The organism is Arthrobacter sp. UYP6 (assembly GCF_040547315.1).
GTDB lineage: Bacteria > Actinomycetota > Actinomycetes > Actinomycetales > Micrococcaceae > Arthrobacter_B.
Map to the genome: position 1 here is coordinate 160391 of NZ_JBEPPM010000005.1, position 23266 is coordinate 183656.

General features: G+C 58.3%; 16 protein-coding genes. 6 read left to right on the forward strand and 10 right to left on the reverse strand.

The genetic code is table 11. The annotated features are described in order from the left end of the window. Window positions 1-32: 32 nt before the first annotated feature. Window positions 33-1481, reverse strand: coding sequence for a polysaccharide pyruvyl transferase family protein (locus ABIB35_RS06230; RefSeq protein ID WP_354179802.1), 1449 nt, complete (start codon window positions 1479-1481; stop codon window positions 33-35). A 304-nt stretch (window positions 1482-1785) separates the two neighbouring features. Here ABIB35_RS06230 and ABIB35_RS06235 point away from each other — a divergent pair, with 304 nt between their 5' ends. Both ABIB35_RS06235 and ABIB35_RS06240 read left to right on the forward strand, forming a co-directional pair. Further along, a complete protein-coding gene (locus ABIB35_RS06235) occupies window positions 1786-3030 on the forward strand; it encodes an aminotransferase class I/II-fold pyridoxal phosphate-dependent enzyme (RefSeq protein ID WP_354179803.1) in 1245 nt (414 codons plus the stop codon). Next, complete coding sequence (locus tag ABIB35_RS06240; protein WP_354179804.1) at window positions 3030-3845, forward strand: spermidine synthase; 816 nt, start codon at window positions 3030-3032, stop codon at window positions 3843-3845. Before ABIB35_RS06235 ends, ABIB35_RS06240 begins: the two co-directional genes overlap by 1 nt. 60 nt (window positions 3846-3905) lie before the next feature. On the opposite strand, the gene ABIB35_RS06245 is transcribed toward ABIB35_RS06240, so the two are convergent. The 4 genes from ABIB35_RS06245 to ABIB35_RS06260 form a co-directional block, all read right to left on the reverse strand. After that, complete coding sequence (locus tag ABIB35_RS06245; protein WP_354179805.1) at window positions 3906-4781, reverse strand: hypothetical protein; 876 nt, start codon at window positions 4779-4781, stop codon at window positions 3906-3908. A gap of 74 nt (window positions 4782-4855) precedes the next feature. Then, window positions 4856-5449, reverse strand: a complete 594-nt coding sequence (rsmD, locus tag ABIB35_RS06250; RefSeq protein ID WP_354179806.1) for a 16S rRNA (guanine(966)-N(2))-methyltransferase RsmD — start codon at window positions 5447-5449, stop codon at window positions 4856-4858. Window positions 5450-5503: 54 nt separating this feature from the next. Continuing rightward, window positions 5504-7723, reverse strand: a complete 2220-nt coding sequence (locus ABIB35_RS06255; protein ID WP_354179807.1) for an ATP-dependent DNA helicase RecG — start codon at window positions 7721-7723, stop codon at window positions 5504-5506. Further along, on the reverse strand, window positions 7713-8690 hold the full coding sequence (locus tag ABIB35_RS06260; protein WP_354179891.1) for a DAK2 domain-containing protein: 978 nt from the start codon (window positions 8688-8690) through the stop codon (window positions 7713-7715). Before ABIB35_RS06260 ends, ABIB35_RS06255 begins: the two co-directional genes overlap by 11 nt. 174 nt (window positions 8691-8864) lie before the next feature. Between ABIB35_RS06260 and ABIB35_RS06265 the strand changes: the two genes are divergently transcribed. The 4 genes from ABIB35_RS06265 to ABIB35_RS06280 all read left to right on the forward strand — a co-directional run bounded on the left by ABIB35_RS06265 (window position 8865) and on the right by ABIB35_RS06280 (window position 13404). Further along, a complete protein-coding gene (locus ABIB35_RS06265) occupies window positions 8865-9113 on the forward strand; it encodes a hypothetical protein (RefSeq protein WP_354179808.1) in 249 nt (82 codons plus the stop codon). Window positions 9114-9263: 150 nt separating this feature from the next. Beyond that, window positions 9264-10403: a non-hydrolyzing UDP-N-acetylglucosamine 2-epimerase gene (gene wecB / locus ABIB35_RS06270; protein ID WP_354179809.1), complete on the forward strand. Its 1140-nt coding sequence runs from the start codon at window positions 9264-9266 to the stop codon at window positions 10401-10403. Window positions 10404-10477: 74 nt separating this feature from the next. Then, window positions 10478-12439 (forward strand): heparinase II/III family protein, encoded by a 1962-nt coding sequence (locus ABIB35_RS06275; protein WP_354179810.1) that lies wholly within the window; start codon window positions 10478-10480, stop codon window positions 12437-12439. A 47-nt stretch (window positions 12440-12486) separates the two neighbouring features. Then, complete coding sequence (locus tag ABIB35_RS06280) at window positions 12487-13404, forward strand: hypothetical protein (RefSeq protein ID WP_354179813.1); 918 nt, start codon at window positions 12487-12489, stop codon at window positions 13402-13404. 10 nt (window positions 13405-13414) lie between these two features. Here ABIB35_RS06280 and ABIB35_RS06285 read toward each other — a convergent pair whose 3' ends face one another. From ABIB35_RS06285 to ABIB35_RS06305, 5 genes are all read right to left on the reverse strand, one after another. Continuing rightward, window positions 13415-14557, reverse strand: coding sequence for a glycosyltransferase family protein (locus tag ABIB35_RS06285; RefSeq protein WP_354179814.1), 1143 nt, complete (start codon window positions 14555-14557; stop codon window positions 13415-13417). A gap of 166 nt (window positions 14558-14723) precedes the next feature. Then, the gene (locus tag ABIB35_RS06290) at window positions 14724-15359 is read right to left on the reverse strand and encodes a hypothetical protein (protein ID WP_354179815.1); all 636 of its coding nucleotides are present in this window, start codon (window positions 15357-15359) and stop codon (window positions 14724-14726) included. A 212-nt stretch (window positions 15360-15571) separates the two neighbouring features. Beyond that, window positions 15572-20092 carry a glycosyltransferase gene (locus ABIB35_RS06295; RefSeq protein WP_354179816.1) on the reverse strand — a complete coding sequence of 1507 codons (4521 nt, stop codon included), beginning with the start codon at window positions 20090-20092 and terminating at the stop codon, window positions 15572-15574. Between the two features lie 37 nt (window positions 20093-20129). Then, window positions 20130-21377 carry a UDP-N-acetyl-D-mannosamine dehydrogenase gene (gene wecC / locus ABIB35_RS06300; RefSeq protein ID WP_354179818.1) on the reverse strand — a complete coding sequence of 416 codons (1248 nt, stop codon included), beginning with the start codon at window positions 21375-21377 and terminating at the stop codon, window positions 20130-20132. 10 nt (window positions 21378-21387) lie between these two features. Beyond that, a complete protein-coding gene (locus ABIB35_RS06305; protein WP_354179819.1) occupies window positions 21388-23106 on the reverse strand; it encodes a glycosyltransferase family protein in 1719 nt (572 codons plus the stop codon). Window positions 23107-23266 lie beyond the last annotated feature (160 nt).

Genomic DNA, 23266 nt, shown 5'->3' on the forward strand with positions numbered 1-23266 from the left:
CGAATCTACCCGGTCAAAGCGGGTAATTCCCGCTACCAGCGAGTCACGTTCGCCAACCCCACTATTCGGCTAATGCGTCTCCATAGTCGTGAACGCACAGGCGCCCGCAAAGCTGACCTCTTCAGACTTACCCCGCTGCTGGCACCCTGAGTATCCAGCAGGACAGTTGCCGCTGAAATCTGGCCCAGGGCGATCGCAGTGATCTCGGGTTCTCTCGCCTTGACTACGACGACTGGGTCGTGGAGCCGTGGAGCCGTGACGAACGGTGTAGACCGAGGCTGTCCGGAAAGCGGCAGAGCGCTCAGAAGATCATCCAGCGATACATTCAGCTCAGGCAGAACCGCTGCCTTTCCAACGGCGACAATGTCCAAATCAACCAACGCAGACGTACTCATGTTCTGGACTGCGACTGTTGAAGCATCGAGAGTAGAGAAGAAGTCGCGGAATTTGAAATCATCGCCCGTCAGCGGGTTGTCTTCCAACCGGATCCAAACCCAGGGGACACCATATGCCTGTGCCACAATCAGCCCATGCAATGACGTGGACACGCAACATGAAGCCGCGGCGATTTCTTGGACCACCTGCTCCAACCCTTGCTCCACGTCGACAAAATAGAGATCGGACGGTTGCCGGGACATATCAAAATGTCGAACATGTGAAAAATGAGGGACAAGGACCGTCTTGCCTTCAGAAGACTGGCCCTCCTTCTTCGGTAAAAATCTTGGAAGCAGCAGAGCAGGATCACCGAGTATATGGGGTACTTTCCATCCCAGCTTGGACACTAGCTCGTTTCGAGAAAGTTCACCCCTTACGGCTTTGATTGCCACACCTTTTCTGGTGCTAAGCCGCTCAACGTCCGCATCTGAAAGTGGAGCCATGAGACCCGATCCCCAAACGGTGGTTCCGTCCTGTTCCACCCAGCTGAGAATGGAACCCACAGTAAAGAGGGGCGGCGTGGGAAGATGCAAGTTTCGACCGTTAATAGGCTTTGCTCCGACGATGCGTTCGACAAGCCACGGTCCAATGGCGTCCCCGAAATTAGGGCGTTTGTCCCACCATGCAAGGCTTGTACATCCGGGTGGCACCGAAGAACCTTTGACTTTGATATTGAGCGTCTGGGAGATCTCCGATGTCAACCAGACAACCCAGTCTTCGGCTCTTGCCGCAATTCCGGAAGCCGAGTTTTCCTCGCCCATGGTTTCTAAGATATGGCGTTCACCGTCGCTCTTAACCATCGGGATTCTGCCAATTAAGGCGTTCCTGAGAATTCGTCTGGTTGTGTCATCCCTTCCCAGGACAGAGAAAATTGTCTCTCCTTGAGTGGGATAGACGTCCAAACAGAAAGTAAGCCCTCCAATGGCGAGATCGAAAACCAGCGTTTTTTCACGATAAATCCAGAGTCGGTTGGCTTGTGTTTCGAAGCCAGGACTTTTTATGACATCGCGGACCGCAATTGACGACACTGCATTGTACGGCAACATTTCGTTCTCCTCATGAGCTCGACAAGTACGGCATCTAGATTGTCCGACAGGCCCCCACCTCAGCCATATTGGGATCAAGACTAGCGGTCGTTACATGTAATTCGTAATAGATTAGCAATTGCTTGTCTACATCACCCCCGCGCATGACCCTTCCTCCGCGATCGGGAGTTATTCTTCAGATTTCCGCCGCTCTCGCCACCCGGGTCTGCCTAGCACAGGACTTCTCAGTGGCGTTGGTGATGACCTGTGAGCCGCTGGATCCAGTTGGAGGCCTACCCGGTCAAAGCGGGTAATACTGGAAGGCATGAGCTTCCCCTCCCCCACGCCGCTTTTACGCTCCGACTCCGCAGGAGGAACCCCGCCCTGGCAGCGCACCGCAGCGGGCGCCAACCTTCTGGGCGCGGACGGCGCATTGGGCGTCACCATTTTCGAGGAGATTACGCTCCTCTCCGGCAAGCACAACGCCATCAACCTGGGCCAGGGCTTCCCCGATGAGGACGGTCCGGCGGTCATCCGGGAAGCGGCCCGCGCGGCGATCAGCACCGGCGCCAACCAATACGCCCCGGGACAGGGCCTGCCGGTGCTGCGCAACGCCGTCGCCGATCATCAGGAACGCTTCTACGGCATCTCCCTGGACCCGGACACCGAGATCATTATCAGCACCGGCGCCACCGAAGCCATCGCCTCGGCCCTGCTCGCGCTCACCGGCCCCGGCGATGAGGTGCTGACTTTCGAGCCGTTCTATGACTCCTACGGCGCCGTCATCGGGCTCAGCGGTGCTACGCACACCACCGCGCCGCTGAGAGCTCCCGACTTCCAGCCGGATCTGGCCACTCTGGAGGATTCCTTCTCCGAGCGCACCCGGGTGGTGCTGGTCAACAATCCGCACAATCCCACCGGCGCCGTTTTTCCCGCCGCGACGCTGCAGCGGATCGTGGAGCTCGCCGCCAAGTACAACGCCGTGATCGTCACGGATGAAGTTTATGAGCACCTCACCTTCGGCCCCCGGCACATTCCCATCGCCACACTGCCCGGCGCGGCCGAGCGCACCCTGACCATTTCCTCGGCCGGAAAGACGTTCTCGTTTACCGGATGGAAGGTCGGCTGGCTCTCCGGACCGGCCGAGCTGGTGGCGGCCGTCCGTGCCGTGAAGTCCTTCCTCAGCTACAGCTCCGGCACCCCGTTCCAGGGCGCCATCGCGCTGGGCCTGGGCCTGGAGGACGAGTTCTTCACCGGCATCGCCGCAACCCTGCAGGCCAAGCGGGACGTCCTCAGCGAGGGACTGCGCGCGGCCGGGCTGACCGTCTTTGAACCGCAGGGCACCTACTTCGTTAACGCCGACGTCGCTCCCCTGGGCATCACCGATGCCACCGCACTGGCCCGCCGGCTGCCCGAGCTGGTGGGGGTAGGCGCCATCCCGGTGGCGGTTTTCTGCCACGACGACGGCGCCCGCCGCACCAGTTCGCTGCTGCGGTTCGCGTTCTGCAAGAAAACAGAGGTGCTGCAGGAAGCTGCCGAACGCCTCTCCAAGCTGGGGCAGGTGCTCTGATGGGGGCACAGGACAGGACTCCCCATAAAACACCGTCCCGGCTGCTGCGCGGCATCGGCGCCCATGCCACCATCACCGAGGACGGGTTTACCCCCGGCGCCTGGGTGCTGAGCATCGGCGGCGCGGAACAGTCGCACGTGAATCTGGCCCATCCGGAGGAGATCTTTTACGAGTACCTGCGCCGGATCGGGAACGTGCTGGACCTGGCCGCACCCGCCGGGCAGCCGTTGCGGACCCTGCATCTGGGCGCCGGCGCGCTGACCCTCACCCGCTACCTGCAGGCCACGCGGCCGGGCTCGGAGCAGGCGGCCGTGGAGCTGGAGCGGGAGCTGCTGGACTTTGTGCTCGCGCACCTTCCGCTACCCGAAGGCACCGTGCTGGAGACCGTCATCGGCGACGCCCGCGACGCGCTTTCCCGCTGGGAGCCGGGGTCTTTCGACGCCATTGTGCTGGATGTCTTTGCCGGAGCCGACGCCCCGGAACACCTGACTACGCCCGAGTTCTACGCCGAGGCCGCAGGCCTGCTCTCCCCCGCCGGGGTACTGATGGTGAATGTGGGCGACGACCCGGGACTGGCCTTCTGCCGCCGGCAGATCCGCGCACTGCAGGAGGGCATGTCAGGGATTCCCGGGGCGGGGCTGGCGGCACTGGCCGAGAAGTCTATGTTCACCGGGCGTTTTCCGGGCAACATTGTGCTGGCGGCCACCGCCTTCCCCTGGCCGGAGGAATGGACGGCGCAGCTGCTCGCCGCGGGCCCGCATCCCGCCGACGTCCTCACCGGGGAGCGGCTGGACGTCTTCGCATCAGAGCATTAGTCGCTCACTCAGCACTCATAAGAGTATGATCGACGGCTGCTTTCCCGGCTGGACGGAATGTCACTTGACTATCGCCTCCGTAATGATTCCGGCGACTACCGGGGCACCAATCAGCGAGCACAGCAGACCCAGTGTCTTCAGTGAACGTTTGACAGCCATTCCCCAACTCCGTTTGACGGTCACAAGGGGCTGCAGGTGCACAATCTGGCTCCAGTTGCCTGTTCCTACCCGCAGAATCGCTCGAACAAAGTCCTCCTTGAGCGCCCTAATCTCCTCTCGATCACCGCTGAGTGCGGCTACGCCGTAAGAGTTCAGAACGCTTGAACAGCGCTTTGCTTCGCGTCTGACCTGGCGCAAGGGAAATGGAGCTGCGCGCAGGGATACCGAGGGAGGCGGATAGCCTTTGCGAAGCTGGTCCGCGGCCCCGCGGATCGCGCGTGCCAGGAAGTACCTTTTGTCCACCGACAGGGGATCGTTCTCGACCAGTTGAGCCGCTTCCACCGCTCTCAGTAATCGATTGATGAGTAATGCGTCAGCAAAACGAGCCTGCATGCGCAGCTCGCGCACTAACGTGAAGAGAAGTAATGCGCATGCGGCAGCAATGGACAAGATCATTAGGAGCAGCTTAACGCCGGGGTTCTCTACATAGAATTCCACGGAAATCGCAGCACCGAAGGCGATGACTAGATACAGCAGGATGCCGAGCACTGATGGAACCTTGACTGCCAAGACGAACTGCCGGCCCTGGGGGACGTGCCCAAGCTGGTCGACTATCGCATTAGCAAGGTCGGGGTTGCGGCCCACATCCGCGAAAAGTTGCTTCAAGGCTGGAGAGACACCAAAATCGTGACGCCCTCGTTTCGAGAAGCTGTCCAGCCGCCAACCTTGCAGCATGGATGGAACAGCCGCTCGCAGGTCGCCCCACAAGTGGGTCATCTTGGCTCCTGATCGCTGATTTTTCGGCGGAGAGCGCCCGTTTTACGTTGGAGCACGCCTCTTTCCCTAATCCGCTAGGAAGCGGCGTCGCCGTCGGCGGCCTGCGCCGGCTCAGCGAACCACAGCGTGGTTTCGCCGTACTTGCGTTCGCTGAAGCGTTCCATGCCGGCGGGCCACGCCGGCTCCGGTGAGCGGGTGGAGCGTTCCAGGACGACGACTGCGCCCTCGGCCAGGTGCCGGGGCAGCGCGCGCAGCACGGCGAACAGGTCATCCTCGTCCAGGTCATAGGGCGGGTCCAGGAAGACCAGGTCCCAGGTGACGTCGGCGGGCACGCGCAGCAGATAGGTGTCGGCCTTGGCACGGTGCACGTTGACCACGGACCGGCCGGCGGCGTCGTTGATGAGTTTGGCGTTCTGCTTGCAGGTGCCGGCGGCCTTGTCGGCCAGTTCCACCAGGTCCACCGAGACGGCGCCGCGGCTGGCGCTTTCCACGCCCAGGGCACCGGAACCGGCGAAGAGGTCCAGCACGCGGGCTCCGGCCAGGATGTCATAGGACTCCAGCCGGGAGAACAGGGCCTCCTTCACGCGGTCCGTGGTGGGGCGGGTTCCTGTTCCGGGAACGCTGGTCAGGGAGGTTCCGCCGGCGGTTCCGGCAATGATGCGGCTCATGGGTTCACTTTATCGGGGTTTGGGCCGGTCGCCCTGCCGGGGGTAGCGGACGGCTCAGCCGCGGTCCAGGAAGGCTTCCTTTTCCGGATTCAGATAGTCCTCAATCGCCTCGTTCAGCGCCGGATATTCCGCCAGGTCCGGATCCTCCGCCACCAGGGCCGTGGCTGCGGTGCGCGCCTTTTCGATCAGCGGCTCGTCCTGGATGGCCCGGAGCAGTTTCAGGGTGGAGTGCCCGCCGGACTGCGAGGCACCCAGGATGTCCCCTTCCCGGCGCAGCTCCAGGTCACGCCGCGAGAGCTCAAAACCGTCCGTGGTCGCCGCCACGGCCTCCAACCGTTCCCGGCTGGGATGGCCGGGTTCCAGCTTGGTGACCAGCAGGCAGGTGCCCGGCAGCCCGCCGCGGCCCACCCGGCCCCGCAGCTGGTGCAGCTGGGACATCCCAAACCGGTCGGCGTCCATGATCACCATCATTGACGCGTTGTGCACGTCCACGCCCACTTCGATGACAGTGGTGGAGATCAGCAGGTCAATCTCGCCGCGGGTGAACGCTGCCATGGTTTCGGTCTTCTCCACGGGATCCAGCCGGCCGTGCAGCACCCCGATCCGCACCCCGGCGAGCGCCGGCACCTCGGAGAGCTGCTGGTACATTTCGGCCACGGACGCCAGGTTTGGCTTGTTGGCTTTCCCCGCGGGCGGCGGACCGTAGTCCAGCAGGACCAGGTCGGAGCCCGGCTCTTCTTCCTTGTCACCGATCTTGGGGCACACCACGTACACCTGCCGGCCGGCGTCGATCTCCTCGCGGGCACGTTCCCAGATGCGCCGTCCCCAGGCCGGCTTTTCCGCCAGCGGCGCCATGAAGGTGGAGATGGGGGCGCGGCCGGCCGGCAGCTCGGTCAGGGTGGAAACTTCCAGGTCACCGAACACTGTCATGGCCACGGTGCGCGGAATGGGGGTGGCGGTCATGACCAGCAGGTGCGGGGTGCTGCGGCCCTTGGTGCGCAGCACATCGCGCTGTTCAACGCCGAACCGGTGCTGTTCATCCACAACCACGAGCCCCAGGTCCGCGAACTGCACATGTTCGGAGAGCAGCGCATGGGTCCCGATCACGATGCCGGCGGCACCGCTTGCGGCGTCCAGCAGAGCCGCACGGCGACCGCCGGTGTCCATGGAGCCGGTCAGCAGCGTGACCGAGGTGGCGTCGTCGTCGCTCCCCAGCCGGCCGCCCTGCCCCAGCGGGCCCAGGGTCCTGGTAGTGGAGTCAAAGTGCTGGGCGGCGAGGACCTCGGTGGGGGCCAGCAGAGCGGCCTGTCCGCCGGCGTCGATCACCTGGAGCATCGCGCGCAGGGCCACCAGTGTTTTGCCGGAGCCCACCTCGCCCTGCAGCAGCCGGTTCATCGGATGCGGGCGGGCCAGGTCCCCGGCAAGCTCGCGGCCGACGTCGAACTGGCCGTCGGTGAGCGTGAACGGCAGAGCCGCGTCAAATTTATCCAGGAGCCCGCCGGGCTGGGGCGGGCGGGCGGTGGCATCCTCCTGCGCGGCAAAGCTGCGCCGCCGGGCCAACGCCGTCTGCAGCACCAGTGCTTCCTGGTAGCGGAACCGGTGGCGGGCCTTGTAGGCCTCCCCGATCTCCGCCGGCCGGTGGATCATCTCATACGCCTCCGCCAGGCCAAGGAGGTGCTCGGCGTCCCGGACAGGTTCGGGGATGGGATCGCGCAGCCGCTCAGTCTGCATGGTGTCCAGCAGCAGGTCAACCGCCTTTTTGATGTCCCAGCTGTTGAGTTTTGCGGTGGCCGGATAGACCGGGATGGGGCGCTTGGCCATCTCCTCGTCGTCGGCCTCGTCATTGAGCACCACGTAGTTGGGATTGGTCAGCGTCAGCTGGTTCTTGTAGACGCCCACCTTGCCGGAGAACATGGCACGGGTGCCTACCGTGAGTTCCTTCTGCGCGTTCCAGCCGTTGAAGAACGTCAGGTGCAGCTGGCCCAGTGCGCCGGAGGCGTCGTCGGTGACAACTACTTCCAGCAGGGTCCCCTTGCGGGTCTGCATGCGCCGGGCGTTGGCGCTCTGCACCCGGGCAATGAGGGTGACGTCCTCATCAAAGGGAATTTCGGCGATGGGCGTCAGCTCCCCGCGTTCCAGGTAGCGCCGCGGGAAATGGTGCAGGAGGTCGCCCACGGTTTTCAGGCCCAGATGCTTCTCAAGCTTGGTGGCGGAAGGCTTGCCGACGCGCCGTTCGAGCGGGAAATCCAGTTCCGGGGGAACGTTAGACTTCATGGGCCTCGTGGATTTCGCTGTCCTGGATGATTTCCTTGGTCTCATGGCCGTCTGCGGAAAGCTCCGTGATGGTCAGGTTGGTGGGCTCACCCACGGTGCGCAGCAGATCAATGGCGGTGCCGGCGTCGGGCGTGTGTACGTGCACCCGCCAGCGGTATCCGTCCCCCACCGCGTTCACGGCACTCATGATCACCGAATCGCCCAGCTCATCCAGCTGCAGGCGCAGGGTGGCAGCGTCCAGCGGACTCAGGTTAATGGTGCACATCACTTCCACCCCTTCCATCCGGGGCATGGCGCCGTGGATGTGCGGGGCCTGCACGTCGTACCCGTGCAGCCCGTCCAGGAGCTCTTCCTGCAGCTCCTCACCCAGGGCGGCGGCACGCAGGGCGTCGAGAACCAGCAGGAAGCCCACTCCCCCGGCGTCCACTACCCGGGCCTGGGTGAGGGCGTCCAGCTGCAGTTCGGTGTTGACGACGGCGGCAAGGGCTGCGTTCATCACGGCGCGCAGAGTGGTTGCCAGGCCCATGTTGCTGTCATCGCCGGACTGCGCGGCCTCCTGGTCCATGGCGGCGCTGGCCGCTTCCTCCAGCACAGAGAGCATGGTGCCGGGAACCGGGTCGCTCAGGACGGACCAGGAGCGTAGCTGCGCCCGGTGCAGAGCCGTGGCCAGCAGAGGCGCTGAGAGGCGGGTGTTGCCCTGCAGCGGTTCGGCCATGGCGGTCAGGAATACGGAGAGCAGGGTGCCGGAGTTTCCCTTGGCGTCTTCCATGGCCGCGCGCCCGGCGATTCCCAGCAGCTCACCGATGTCCGTGGTCTCGGCGTCGGTGATGGCACGGGAGGCGGAGCGCAGCGTGAGGTAGAGGTTGGTGCCGGTGTCGCCGTCGGCCACGGGGAAGATGTTGATTGCGTTCAGCCGGTCACTGTGGTTCCCCAGGGAGATCTCAGCGTTACTCAACCATCGCTTCAGCGCCTGTGCGTTCGCGGTGATTTTGGTCTGCAAAGTGATCCCGTTTCCGTGCTGGCGCTGCTGTTCCGGACCACGGACGTCCATGCCCGTGTGCCGGTTTGGTCAGTAGGAAGCCTACCGCAGGCACCTTGGCGGCGCCGGTAACGATTTGCATAAATGTGGGAAAGTTGAGGCATGGCCAACAAGCGGTACGCGGACATTGCCGCGGCGAGACACATGAGGGATCAGCCTCTGGAACCCGAGGCTGATGCCGGCCGCGGGAAGCGGACCGAGGCATCGGAGAGGCCGCCGAAGGCGCTCCGTGGACCGCAACTCGAGAAGGATCGGGCCTATCGGAAAAAGCGCATTGTTGCCATGGTCCTGACCACGCTGGTGTGTCTGACGGTTCCCACACTGATTACCCTTTTGGTGCTCTTCGGTTAAGGGGTAATCAGTGGCTGGTACACGCAAATAATACAGGTTTTAAGAGCACCACTTCCTACTCCTGATACTTCCGTTAGACTGGGCGCAGTAATACTTCCGATAGACTGAGCGCAGTAATCAGTCTCTTGTCGAGCGTATTTGGGGAATATAATGCCGGTCATCATGCCAATCTATGGAACACGGCCTGAAGCAATCAAGATGGCGCCAATCGTTGCAGCCCTCAAGGAATCATCCACCCTGGACTGCTTTGTAACGGTCACCGGCCAGCATCGTTCCATGCTGGACCAGGTCAACGGGCTTTTCGGTATTGTCCCGGACCATGACCTCAACATCTTCGCTCCCGGTCAGACTCTCAACGGAATCCTCACCAAGACCATCGACGGCCTGGACAAGCTCTTCAGCGTCAATAAGCCGGACGCGGTTATCGTCCAGGGCGATACCACCACGTCTACAGCCGGTGCCATTGCCGCTTTTTACCACGGGATTCCGGTAATTCACGTGGAAGCAGGATTGCGGAGCCACGATCTCTTCTCGCCGTTCCCCGAAGAAGCGAACCGGAAGATGACCTCCCAAATAGCGAGCCTGCACCTGGCACCGACCACTACCAGCCGAGATAACCTGCTCGCCGAAAACGTTACAGCCGCCGATATCGTCGTCTCCGGCAACAGCGTTATTGATGCACTATTCATGACGGTGGACAAGCACATTCCATTCACGGATCCGAAGCTGGAGGAACTGGCCGCTGCCGGCGGACGCATCCTGCTCTCCACCACCCACAGGCGCGAAAACCAGGGCGAGGCCATGCGCAACGTCGGTAGGGCCCTTGCCCGCATCGCCGCGGCCGAGCCCGACTTGACCATCGTGGTTCCGCTGCACAAGAACCCCGTGGTCCGCGACGCCGTGATGCCCTTTATCGAAGGCATCGACAACATCGTCGTGACCGAGCCGCTGGCCTACGGAGAGTTCACCCGCATGCTCTCACTCTCGCACGTGGTCCTCACCGACTCCGGCGGAGTGCAGGAAGAAGCTCCCAGCCTCGGCAAGCCCGTGCTCGTCATGCGTGAAAACACCGAGCGCCCCGAAGCTGTGGTGGCCGGCACGGTCAAGCTGATCGGCACCGACGAAGACCGCATTGTTTCCGAGGTGGACCGGCTGCTGAACGACCAGGACTACTTCGACTCCATGGCCAATGCGGTGAACCCGTACGGCGATGGCAAAGCTGCAGAGCGGACCGTTGCCGCCATCGAGCAGATGCTCGGCCTTGGTGAGCGTGTCGCGGACTTCCAATAAATTCATTGCCGGAGCTGCCTCAGGCCCTAGCTCAGGCGGAAGAAATCCGCCGCAACGCAAACTGCCAAGGAACCATGTTTACCTCTGAACAACTGACTACTCTCCGCGAGATAGCCGCCGCTCAGCTTCCAGCAGCGTCGACAAGGGAAGCGCGAATTCGAGCAGAAAAGTTCCTTGATGAAGGCGTCATTCATTCGGTGCAGTTCGGCGAGCAGGCGTTCGAGAACGGGCTGGTCTGGAACGAAACGGGCACGCGAGCCAATGGGCGGTACCTACATGGCTTCCTCTTCTTCATCGACTGGACGCGGACAATCCTGCAGAACGCTGACACGCGTTGTGACGACGCCGCTCATGCTGCCCTGCGAATTGTGTCTCGATGGATCGAGCTTCACCCATCCATGGAAGAGTCTCCTGAGATGGCTTATCACGACGAAACGACCGCCCAACGCCTGATTAACCTGCTCTCCCTTGACCTGGCTCTGGTGTCAGTTCTTGGCCTGGAGAAGCCTGACCCGGTCAAAGCTCTCATGAAGTCCACCGCGGAGATCCTCGCCCGGCCGGACTTCCATGCAGGCAACAACAACCACGGCATGTTTCAGGACTTGGCTTTGCTTTACTACAGTCTGCTGTGTGTCGAGGACCCGGCCATAAGAGAGCAGTACTTCGGACTGGCTATGCGTCGCCTCAAACTGTACTTCACGTCCTGCTTCACCCCCGACGGTGTACACGTCGAGAACACGCCTACATATCACCTCATGGTTTCCCGTCAACTAGCCAACGTTCAGAAGCTCGCCCAGGCTGCAGGCCACGAAGATTCCCGATACTACAGCAGTCTCATCCAAGATGCTGAGACGTATGCGGCTCACGCGTTAATGCCAGATGGAACGTACCCGCCCATCAGCGACACCCAGCAAATAGACACAAGTAAGTCAGGTATGGGCAGAATTTTCCCCGGATCGGCCTTTGAATTCGCCTCCACTCTGGGCCGGCGGGGAATAGCCCCCGTCGCACGCGTACTGGTCCTCCCCGACTCCGGATATGCCATCTACCGCAGCAGTTGGGCAGACCCCGACGCTGTGTTTGCCTTTTTCTCAGCGGCATACAACGCCGACTACCACAAACACTCCGACGACCTCAGCTTCTTCCTCCGAAGCGGGGGGAGGGACTTGCTGAGTGAATCGGGCCCTTATGGCTATGACTACAAACATCCGTTTTCCAGGTACGCCTATTCCCAGTACTCACACAACTCCCTGATCGTCGATGGGGCTAGCCTCCCAAGAACCGATACCCAAGGGCACAAGGTTCAGCTGCACCGCGAGAATGAGACGAGCACTGGCTTCACCGTTCTTGGGATCAACGACCGGTATTTCGACACCACGCATTCACGGCGGCTGCACGTTGAAGAAACCAATGGCGTTCCATCGTTTAGGTTGAACGACAACGTCAAGAGCTCACAGGCTCATAAGTATCAACTGTTATGGAACCTCGGACTCGACGTACGGGCACACCTCACCGAAAACGGGTTTGATGTCACGCATAAAAACGAAAAAGTCATGGAACTAAGGATTGAAGCCAACGTACCGGTCCGGTTATCGTTGCACAAAGGCGAACGGAAGCCACGGCCTCTCGGGTGGAGATTCCCACGTTTTGGCCAGGCATTACCGACCCAAGTTGTTGTGGTCCATTTTGAGGGAAGCGAAGCAAAACTAACCACTGATATACGCCTGTCAGGATTCGAGGAGATTTCAGCCCCACTAGGCCTACCGACAGGCACCCACCACGCACCTTCCGACTACACTCTGGAGCCAGACCCATTGGGCAAGAGCATCGAGGTTTCCGCCAATCTGGCTCCAGGCACAGAATCCGCTTTCAGACTCTACCGCGACTCAGATCCGGTCGTCTCCACACCATATTCGTCACGGCACGTGGCGCTGTTCGAGGATCTAAAACCGGGGCGATACCGCGCCAGAATCTTTGCCCGCAGTGGCCCCGGCAGCCGAGCATCAGCTTTCACGACGCAGTGGTGTGAGATTTAAACTCCCCACGCGCTTTAACCGCCTTGGGCTTAGGATAAAATGGCCATATGGAATTCCGCCCTCGCGATCTAACCTCCCACCAAAACGAACGGCTGCATCAGTACAACAGCTTTGACGAGTTTCTGAGCCGCGACGTACGCGATGGAATATCTCGGATCTCTTCGGGAGACACACACCTCGATTTCCTCTACGAGGACAAGGGCGCAAATATCACTTTCGTCTATTTCCACGCAGCCCTCGGGTTGAAGCAGACGTACCCATTTTTTGGTGGCCGCGGCTTGATCGAAGGCATGACTGTGAATTACCTGGGAATTGCCGATCCAGTTGCTGGATTTGTAAAAGCCCCGACGGCTGGATGGCATTTGGGGACGAAGAATATGCCACTGCAAGAGAATCTGACGAACCTTATTGGCCATGTTCTGGCAACTGGATCAGGTAAAGATCTGATATTCTTCGGCGCATCAGCTGGCGGGTTCGCTTCGCTTTACTACGGATCACGCTTCAAACAATCCCTGACGGTAGTCGTAAACCCACGCACAGCGCTTCTCAACCCTCCCCACACGTTCGACGAGTACCGTGATGTCGCTTACCCCGGGTCGACGAATGAAGAGATCGGCCAGCAAATATGCATGGACACAGCCGACCTGCATTCGTCTGGACATGGTAATGCCGTTGCATATATTCAGAACCTTCAGGACAAGAGGTTCTTAAACGGACAGCTGCTTCCATTCCTGGAGCAGTGCGGGAAAAAAAGAAATATCTATCTTAAGCTCGGAGAATACGGTGTCGGGCACGTTGTTCCGCCACGGAGCGTTCTTCGCAGGGCTCTGAAAAGTTTCGTCAAATCGGCCCCCAATTGGAAGAAGGCCCTTCTCGCTGATGACTTCGTACAGGGCCCCACTCCCGATGGGCTGGCCCGAGCGAGCCGGGCAAGTATCAAAGCCGCGTCTGCAAAGCCTCTTTAGACTGTAACGGTCAGATAAAGTGCCCACCCATTCGCCCAATGGATGAATCCCCGAAGTCCATTGTGCCTACTAGAGGGAACTGGGCGCACTTGATGTTGAGCAGGACTCCAGAGACGGACTTTGAATGAATCGAACGACCAATGCGTTGTGCGTTGGACACGATCTCTGCCATCGGATCGACACCATAGGAGGCAATTTGTCCATCTATATGACCAATGATCTTGTCAGCCTCTACGGCTTCCGCCAGTTTCCCTGCCCCGGCGCGGGAGACTATGTAACCGTCTGCGCCCCACCCACCTTGTTCCGGACGTTTCGCCAGCGTCTCCCAAACTGAAACAAAACCCTGCTTCACCTCACCCCACTTAACGGCGGACATTCTGTTGTTTACAAACAGGACATCGAAATCACCCGCAGCATCCACCAGAGCCGATATATCGCGCTGTACATACGGCAAACCGTCGTCTTCCAGCATCAACGCAAAACTGTCAGTGGTTCCGAGGAAGCGGTTCAACATGGAAACATGTCCAAGCGCGCACCCTAACGCGCCCATTCCTATGTTTAGCCGGCTGTGACCTGCTGCTCCGGCTCGTTCCACTGGGGCCAAGGCCGCGGCATCTACTCCGAGGTGTTGTCTCACACTGAGGCCCAACTGTCCATGCAGGACCGTGGACAGGGCAAGCTTCCGTGCATCCTGCGGCATATTAAGGACATAGGCAGGGATCTCGGCTTCTTGACCCTGGAAATTAGATGACACGCGTGCACGCTCGCCCAAGACCTGAATCCCAAATGCAGCATCGCTGTGATTCCAAGGCGCAATGAGTCGTTCCACAATCTCCCAGGCGGCCATGATGGCAGCCAGTCCGCCAAAGCGCACTGTTTCTCGCTCATCCGCGGGCTCCACGTCCTTGAATAGGTCACGGGCCTCTTCCAGGCGTGAGACTGAGATTAAGGATTCAATGAAGAATTCTCGGATCGTCCGGCTCTCCGGCCAGAAAGAGTATGCCTTTTCCATGTGATGTGACGCTGCGTTATAGTCGTTGGCCCGCCGCGCAGTGATCATGCCCGCGGTTGCGTAGAGTTCTGGACCCAAGCCAGAGGAACGCAGCTCTTCCAGACGTCCAAGTGCCGTCTCTAGCCCCTGGGTCAACCGCATGTAGTCGATGTAGTTTCGAAACTCTACGCGTCTAGAGTTTCGGATCGAGCCTCCGTTCGCGGCGAACAACTTATGGAGCATTGCGCCGGCCGTAACAAAGGACCTGGAGGTCTGGTCCGCAGTTGAGCCGTACATAAGTACTCTCGAAAAATCCTGTGGGCTCATACTAGCCATGCACCAACGCCTTCTTCCTATGATCGGCATCACACATACGTCCCTTGGGCAACAGCTCAGCTATGGGCAGACGGTGATGCATGGCCTCAATTATCGCAAGCTCTGTTGCCCGGGGAAGCACACCGTGACCGCTGACAGGATCATCGTAGGTCACAAACTCGAGCGTTTTCAGCTGATTAATGCTGCGTGCTTGGGCTTGGAGGTAAGGAACGAAATGCCTAAGATAGTGAAACTGATCTGCCAGATTCTGAGCATACGTTAGATGGAAATCTCCATCCCATGCGTAACTCGACAATCGCTCGCCGTACCGGCGATCAATTTCCTCCTCACTCATACCTGCGAAAGCTACTTTCGTCATTTGCTTGTAGAACTTTGGATAATACCTACGAGGATCCGTCTGCACGTTAGTCAAATAAACCGACACGTGCGGTAGTTGCGTGGCGATCCGCAGTGCTGGCAGGCCACCTCCTGACGATGCATAAATATGCGCGTCCCTGCCTGAGAAGGAGAACTCCTTGCTTAGCGCACGAAAAAGGTCTCCCAACATTTCTGAGTGGTCCACATTTTTGACTCCTAAAAACCACCCCAGCGCCAGGTCTTTATTCCTAAGCAGTAACGGATCGAACACAGAAACAACGTTATGTGTGAGGTGGGTCGCGTAAGAAGACCGCTGAAACGCAGGCACTGGTTTTGAACGGTCAAACCTCCCGGGTGTGAAAATCGTCCATTTCCGGGCTCCCGTTAGATTCCACCAAAACGGGAAGAGAACGTTCCGATACGAGATAAGAAACGGTCCCTGCTTGACGTACCCACGAGCCTCGGCGAAGCTAAAAAAGACCTTCACTGCCCCGCTCCGGATTCCGTACCGGATTCGGTGATTAATGCCACGAGCTGGGGAAGAACATATCGTTGGTCGAAGGTCTCTTCCGCATAACGGGCAGCGGCTGCACCTGCTTCCCGCCACTGCGTTGCGTCGCCAGTAGTTTCCAGGATGGCGTGTGCCAGCTCGGCCACCGAAGCATGGATCCACTCCACGGGATATATTTGATCGGCTCCTTCCCACGCCAAGGTCACGGGGACGGCGCCAGAGGCTGCACCGTCGGCCAGGGTCAAGTGGAACGATTCGAAATCGCTAACTGAGAGTACGGTACCGATTTTTCGGTACCACTCACTCATGTCATCACCATGCCCATCAAAGAACACGGCTCCAACGAGCAGCGGATCGGATGCAATGCGTCGGTCCTGCTCCTCATAAAAAGCGAATTCCTCCGGCCGATCTTTCATCCAGGGGTAGTCGTGCGCACTTTTACCCTTTACGTACAACTTGTACCGGTCGTCGCGTTGGCGCAGCGTTTTCAGAGCATCCAGCGCCAGATCAAGCCGTTTCCTTCGCGGGACAGTTCCCACAATTCCAAGGTTCCACTGAGCGTGTCTATCTTTGGGTTTTTGGAGATTCGATATCGGGACGTAGTTCGGAACGACGGTACTTTTCTCGGCCGGTACTCCAAAGTCGCGCTCGGCGATATTAGCGATATGCTGACCGACAAATATGAACTGATCCACTGCTGCTTTTTCGACTTCGGCGAGATATTTTGTAGTTATCTCTTGCAGATGAAGTCGGGTCACCAGCCGCTGGCCGGATAGCTTATTCTTTGAGTACCAAGCGGCATTCCCAAGCGTCCATTCACAAAAAATAACGTCCGCCTGCGCAAGCAGTGTCCGACTTAGGGATTCGTCATGTTCGGAGTGACCTAACCATTGGTCGATGAGGACGGTATGGCCCTGGGATTCCATCTCGATAATAATGCCTTGAGCGAATTTTAGGTCGTGTCCCGCTACGAGTACGGTTTTACTCTTCGCGTTGTTTGCTCGACGGACTTTCGCCTCAACAGATAGTGTGGAGCGGCCGGTGGTTCTGATCAGCGATATAGCAGGACCATCCACATGGCGGTCCACCGAGTGAAGACCTGGCTGGTTGAAATTCGCCTCAGGATCGGTCGGTTCTAGACGCGCCAAGGATCCGCGGGCACCGGCAGGTCGATCCGATATGTAAGCCGCGTCCTTCCACTGACAGTATTTTCGCGAAGTTAACAGATCTTCGAAATAGGTCCGGTCCAGGCCTGTGTCGGGCAGGGTTGCCACTAATGTGACACCGGATGCCAGCACCGCCTTTTGGGGAGCGTGTGTGACTTGGATATCGAGCCCTGTCTTGAAGTTAGAGTCAAGAGGTTCGGAGACGAACACGACGGCAGGAGGAACACTCTGGGTCTCCAGCTCAGCAATACTGGCCTCGGTCAATCGGTTGGCAACTACTGCATAAGCCTCCAGCTGTGGTGCTGTAACACGGAGGCCTGCCGTGCGTAGTACATATGCAAGGCGGTGCCCCGCTGTATGGCTCCGGTAGACAGCACGCATTCCGAGCCAGGCATCTGCCTTCCTCGCGTCCTCATTCGCCATCCAATAGTCAATGAGCAGCGATGCTGTCGCCTTATCATCCGCTATTGGAATGATACCGCCAAACATCCTTTGGATACCCAGTCCGGGCCCGCTGAGGACAGCTCCTCCGCAGGCCGCTATTTCATATACCCGGCGTGAGAACATCGTACCGGAGGCTTCCACGCTGTTCACATTGATGTGAACTGGGTGGGATTTATAGGCATCTACGGTCTCTTCATATGAGAGTGCGCCGCGAACAAAGGGGGCAAGCGCGTCCGGAAACTTGTACGGGCTTTCCGGGTTAAGATGCTGTCGGTCATAAATCGAAAGGCCAACGGGGATTGCAGCGGCCAAGAGGCGCTGCAACTGAGCGGACCGCTTCTTATACCTGTCTCCATAATACGATCCTGCGTATGCCACGGTATGGCTGTAGTCCCGCCGACCTGGAAGTGGGTTGTGGAGCATTGGTTGTGCATAGAATGGAAGAGATGAAACGGATTTTACGTGGCTACCGGCGTTTTGCAAGTAAGCTTCGATCGACCCGTCATCGCTTGTAAAGACGTGATCGAAATGTTCCGCAGTGCCTTTAAAGCGATTGAAATGAACTGGATCTTCCTTGTTCCAGAAGACTGTTGGAATGGACTGTTTGCGGCAGTAGGCAATCAGCTCACGAAGGTCGCCGAAGGAATCATCGTCATAGAAACCGACCTTACCCCGCCAGATTCCATCATTTCCTTCCCACGCGGACTCCACAAACAGGATGTCAATGGGTGATGCTGCTATCTGCTGTGCCCACATGTCCGGCCGGAGCTTGACGAGGCTAACCTCGGGCTCCAGGCCTGCAGTAGTAAACGGGTCTGCAATTATGCCGACGGTGATGTCCGAAAGTCGCCTGGAATCGGGGAGTGAACCCTGCCCATGCCAGAAGCTGCTCGCTGTTAATGTTGTCCTAGCGATGGCGCCGATCTGTTTCCAATCTCTTTCTTTGACCGTCCACAGACGTGCCCGACGCCCCATCGTCCTCCGCTGGTCCTCGTCTCTAATTAGGTCAGTCAAAACTTCGGCCAGGTTTACGGCGTCTCCTGCGCGGAACAGTCGGGCTCGCACGCCGTCCGCTCCTGCGATATCTCGGAGTGGCGGGAGATCGGAGAGAACCACTGCTTTTCCGGCTGCCATTGCTTCCAATGGCTTCAGGGGTGAGACCATCTCTGTTACCGGCATTGGGAGCCTTGGGCAAGGAAGGACATCAAATACGCTGATGTAATCACTAATTTCTTCGGGACTGACCCGTCCGGTGAAGATAACCTTGTCGCCAATATCCAATTGCTTGGTCTTTTCGATCAGTCTAGGCAACGCAGAGCCGTCCCCGACAATAACGGTTCGAAAATCCAGTCCCTGCGCCTCGAGAAGCTTCGATGCCTCAAGGAGGGTCTCCAAGCCTTCGTATTCGACCAGGCTGCCCGCGTAGCCAATAACGGCTGTCTCCTTGGTCAGGCCCAACTTTTGTCTAGTGGATTCATGCGGGGGCATCGGCGAAAAGGAGCTGGTGTTTACAGCATTACTGAGAACCTTGATCCTCTTCGCACTCACTCCCCTAGCTATAAGTTCATCACGGACTTGCTCTGTTATCGCGAAAACAAGGTCAGCTGCACAGGCTACGAATGTCTCCAGTCTCTCCGCAAGCTCGAACGCCTCCGATCCTGCCCACTGCGGAGATGTTGATGCCTTGGTGATCTCCCATAAGCCTCGAACCTCGTAGATGAATGGCAGGCCCAGTCTACGCGCTGCAATTAGAGCCGGTAGCGCGGTGACATGATTCGATGCAGCTTGCACCATCTCGGCCCTGGACCTCATTGCAACCTGTACATAGCTATCGACAGATTTTTCGAAGTAAAAGTCCAGCCGGTCCTCCGCCCAGCTAGGACCGCTACTGAAGAAATGAGATGTTCCATTGATGGTCTTCTCGAAGCTTGCAGAGGATTGAGGCTTCACATCAGTCTTTACATCCCACGGGTATCCTGGCCGTGCTGCCACCACTACATCGAGACCGGAGGCAGACATGCCCTCGACCAATCCGCCAGTGCGGGTCGAATACCCGTTGCTGTTATACGGGGCAACGCTGTGGGCGCAGTAGAGCAGACGCCCACGCTCGGCTTGATAAACAGGATTGCGCTGGCGCTGCGCGAGAGCAAAATCCCTATTCATAACGGCTCTCAGTCCCTCGAGAGTTCGAACTAGTTGCCCTTCCTTGGGTGTTAAGTCAGCCAGATGCTCTTTGTGTTCGAGGAGGAGTTGCAGAGGCCTGCTTATTTCGCCCATTGTGTAGTACCCGAAAGCGGCTGCTGCAAATACATTGTCCTTCGTTGGGTTGGTTTTTACGGAATCCGTTAAAACCATCCACTTCTCGACCTTAGTGACCGTGGGATTCTTGGGCTCGCCGGTCACGGCTGCCATAGGTCGTCCGGTTATCCGTTGTCCGTTAGCCAGAAGAACACTATCTAATTCCCCGGATTCTGAATCTCCAGAATGCCCATTGCCGGTCTGGCTCACAAGGACTGACGCCCGGACCGTGTTCATTTTTCTAGCAGCTGAACCAACCCACCGGAATGGTGACGTAGCTGCAACCCCAACTCTTAGCCTCCATGAGTTCCTAAGGGCGGCTAAGGCATCCTTCAACTTCTCGTTCTCCGCTTTCGAGTGCCGCAGTTCAGCGCTGCGTCTAGTTTGTTCCGTCTTGACCTGCAGAAGTTGCCGCTGCAGTTCCTTGATTTGCTTTTGGAGATTTGCCACGGCAGCAGTGTTCCGGGCGTCTCGGTAAACGAGGCCGTCATATTTGACGAGGAACCCGTCCATATCTGCCGCAATTCGAGCCCGTTTAGCTCCCGTAACAGCCGATGCCGGACGGTATTCATCATCAAACTTCATGCTGTTCCTGCCTGTCCAATCCTAGTTTTCGCTACAGCTATCGCCAGATGCCACGGGTGTCAACTATCTGCTTTCCGTGGAGCAATTCGCGATCCAACAACTTGAATACATCATGATCGACAAGCAAAAGCACTACATCAGCTTCGGCGATCGCGTCTTCAACCGCCACGAGTTTTATGTTGCTGCTATTTTTGAGGCTGGCGGGCAGCTCCTCGACGTGGGGCTCCGCTACGAGAACAGATACGTCGCCCAAACGCTCGCTCAGGCTTCGCACAATTGCGACTGCAGGAGACTCCCTCAGATCGTCAATATTGGCCTTGAAGGCCAGACCGAGGGCGGCAACGGTAGGGGAGGATTTACCCTGTACGAGTTCAGCAACACGGTCAATTACCCAGGCCGGCTTGGCGTCGTTAGTCTCACGCGCCTGGCGGATAAGGCTGGAGTTTTCAGGAGCTGCCGCAACGATAAACCAGGGGTCCACTGCGATGCAGTGTCCACCCACGCCGGGACCCGGCTGAAGGATATTAACACGGGGGTGGTGGTTGGCCAGCTCGATCAGTTCCCAGACGTTGATTCCAAGCCTGTCGCTGATGATGGAAAGCTCATTTGCGAAAGCGATATTAACATCCCGGTACGAATTTTCGACAAGCTTGGCCATTTCAGCCGTGGTTGCATCCGTAATATGCATGTCGCCCTGGCAGAACACACCATAAAGGTCGCGTGCAAGTTCGGCCGCAGCACGTGTAAGGCCGCCAACAATACGGTCGTTTGTCACCAGTTCAATCATTACGCGGCCAGGCAGAACTCGTTCGGGGCAATGCGCAACGTGGATCAGTGGTTTCCGCGAGGCCGGATCGAGTGAAAGATCTGGCCTCAAGCTCACCAAATAATCCGCGAGGTGCTGAGTCGCGCCGGGAGGAGATGTGGATTCCAAGATAACCAACTCTCCTCCTATCAGCTGCGGGGCAAGACTTCTGGCTGCTGCATCGATATACGACAGATCCGCAGTCTTATCAGACTTGAAGGGAGTCGGAACCGCAACGATGTAGGCGTCGGCCGCCGGCGTATCCAACGTAGCCTTGAGCATTCCCTGACTGACTGCCCCAGCTACCTGGGTTGCCAGATCAGGCTCGACAAAAGGAACTTCACCTCTATTGATTGCCTCGACTGAAGACGGCTTGACGTCCACCCCAATGACATTAATTCCGTTGGTAGCAAGGATAGCGGCCGTGGGAAGGCCTATATAGCCCAATCCAATAACGGCCACTGTTTTAATCTCATTCATAAATATTCCCCTAAATAACTATGTGCTCTTCAAATGAACCAAAAAGCTGTATATCACCCGAAGCAATAATACTTGAATCGGAGATTTTCCAGGTGTGGTCCCCACCGCCTCGAACTTGGCAGTAGTTGTACCGGTCAGCAGAGTAAATCAATCCGCCGCTGGCTCGAATGGACCGTAAGAACTGAGTGTCTTCGCCTCTTCCGATCGGCAAGAAGGGGTTGGATTCAAAGACCTCTCGGGGGGCGGTAATCGTTGGCCCCATGACCGAGTTTGTAAACACGTGCTCACTGTTTTCGTACCTTATCAAGGTAGCATTGCGTGCGACCACCTGAACGTAGTGCGCCTTTTTACCCACCAGTTCGGCACCTGAATACTTCAAGGCGTTTAAGAGGTCTTCAAGATAATGCGGAGCATAAAAATCATCATCGTCCATCTTGCTGAGCACCGCCCCGCTTGACGCAGTAACTGCGGCGTTGAGGCATTCGCCAAGCGATACGCTTCCCGGCTGTTCAGCAAGCGTCAAATTTTCAACGCCGTACCGCTCTGCGAGGCGTTTAATCCGGGCACCCGGTACAGAGAACCCGTGGGGCACCAAGACGAGCTCCACATCCACCCCCACGAATGAACCTACAGTGCGGAAAACATGTTCCAGCTGATGGGGACGCATAGTTGCTACCAGCAACGATACGAGTGGCCGTTTTATGGGCTGGGACCTTGACGGCAGCGCTGCACTGATCACGGACTCGGCCCGGTGGGAATACGTATGCTCTGCCCAGATTCGCCGTTGCGCTCGATGTAGTTGTCGGTCGGAGAGGGCTGGGTTTCGGATAAGTGCCGCCAGCGTCTCGCGTGCCTCGTCCTGGGAGCGAACAATATACTGCTCATCAGAAGGCCACATTAATTCAAGGGCACGACTTGGAGTGCTGACGACTGTCGCACCCGCAGCGGTGATTTCGAAAATCCGACGGGCACACATGCTTGGTGATTCGACAACGGAGTTCGCGTTCAGAAAAACCTTGTATGCCTTGTACGCGCTCAGCATTTGTCCGTAGGACAGCGCACCGACAACGCGTTTGTTATACGGGGCCGGGAATTGGTAATTGACGTCCCTGCCGGCATGGCGGGCAAAGATCTCCAAACCATGCGGACGCTGTGCCGTCGCTTCTTCCGCAGCTGCGAGCAGCAGAGTGAGCTGTTCGCGACGTTCAGGGTACTTGTGCACAAAATACATGCCCGCAAAGGCAACATCACGATCGTGCCACCCATTGGCAGGTCTAATCGGGTTGTGTATGGCAGGCTGCGCGGCAAACTGAAGTACGCCGAGGTTCCCATGACCGAGGTCACGGCGGTACCTCGGGAGCTGATCCGAATCGCTTGTAAAAACAAAGTCAAAAAGCTTTGCTGCTTCTAGGAAGTCGTCATAATGAGGCGGATCTTCCTTGTTCCAAAAGACGGTGGGAACGCCGAGACTACGGGAATACTCCAGGAGCTGCCGGAACTCGGGTTTGGGGCCATTCTCACCGGTCAGTTGATATTTCCACGCACCCCCGTTGCCTGACCAAGCTGATTCTACGAACAAAAAGTCAGGCCGGTCGGAGTCAATTTCTTCTTTCCAGCCTTTAAGTGTCAGCGCGCACTGACTCCATTCGTAATCGAACGACAAGGCAGAGAATTCATCGAGGATGACAGCAACTCTTAAGTCATCTCGTCTAGGTGAAGTGTTCGGCATGACCGCCACAGGGAAGCGTGGCCGGGTACGAGCCCAACTGTGGACAGGCCTGAGCCGGACCCCATGAGCTGGCGCTGCCTTATTCAGAGTCTGACGGGCGGCTGATTCCAGGGCAACGCGTACGCCCCCGTGCCGGAGGTGCCAGACAAATCTCCTCAAT

Coding starts and splice junctions, on each gene's coding strand:
- rsmD (WP_354179806.1), bottom strand. CDS start 5,449: ATGAGCCGCATCATTGCCGGAACCGCCGGCGGAACCTCCCTGACCAGC.
- ABIB35_RS06295 (WP_354179816.1), bottom strand. CDS start 20,092: ATGAAGTTTGATGATGAATACCGTCCGGCATCGGCTGTTACGGGAGCT.
- ABIB35_RS06255 (WP_354179807.1), bottom strand. CDS start 7,723: ATGAAGTCTAACGTTCCCCCGGAACTGGATTTCCCGCTCGAACGGCGC.
- ABIB35_RS06230 (WP_354179802.1), bottom strand. CDS start 1,481: ATGTTGCCGTACAATGCAGTGTCGTCAATTGCGGTCCGCGATGTCATA.
- ABIB35_RS06240 (WP_354179804.1), top strand. CDS start 3,030: ATGGGGGCACAGGACAGGACTCCCCATAAAACACCGTCCCGGCTGCTG.
- wecB (WP_354179809.1), top strand. CDS start 9,264: ATGCCGGTCATCATGCCAATCTATGGAACACGGCCTGAAGCAATCAAG.
- ABIB35_RS06245 (WP_354179805.1), bottom strand. CDS start 4,781: ATGACCCACTTGTGGGGCGACCTGCGAGCGGCTGTTCCATCCATGCTG.
- ABIB35_RS06265 (WP_354179808.1), top strand. CDS start 8,865: ATGGCCAACAAGCGGTACGCGGACATTGCCGCGGCGAGACACATGAGG.
- wecC (WP_354179818.1), bottom strand. CDS start 21,377: ATGAATGAGATTAAAACAGTGGCCGTTATTGGATTGGGCTATATAGGC.
- ABIB35_RS06305 (WP_354179819.1), bottom strand. CDS start 23,106: ATGCCGAACACTTCACCTAGACGAGATGACTTAAGAGTTGCTGTCATC.
- ABIB35_RS06275 (WP_354179810.1), top strand. CDS start 10,478: ATGTTTACCTCTGAACAACTGACTACTCTCCGCGAGATAGCCGCCGCT.
- ABIB35_RS06285 (WP_354179814.1), bottom strand. CDS start 14,557: ATGCGGTTGACCCAGGGGCTAGAGACGGCACTTGGACGTCTGGAAGAG.
- ABIB35_RS06235 (WP_354179803.1), top strand. CDS start 1,786: ATGAGCTTCCCCTCCCCCACGCCGCTTTTACGCTCCGACTCCGCAGGA.
- ABIB35_RS06280 (WP_354179813.1), top strand. CDS start 12,487: ATGGAATTCCGCCCTCGCGATCTAACCTCCCACCAAAACGAACGGCTG.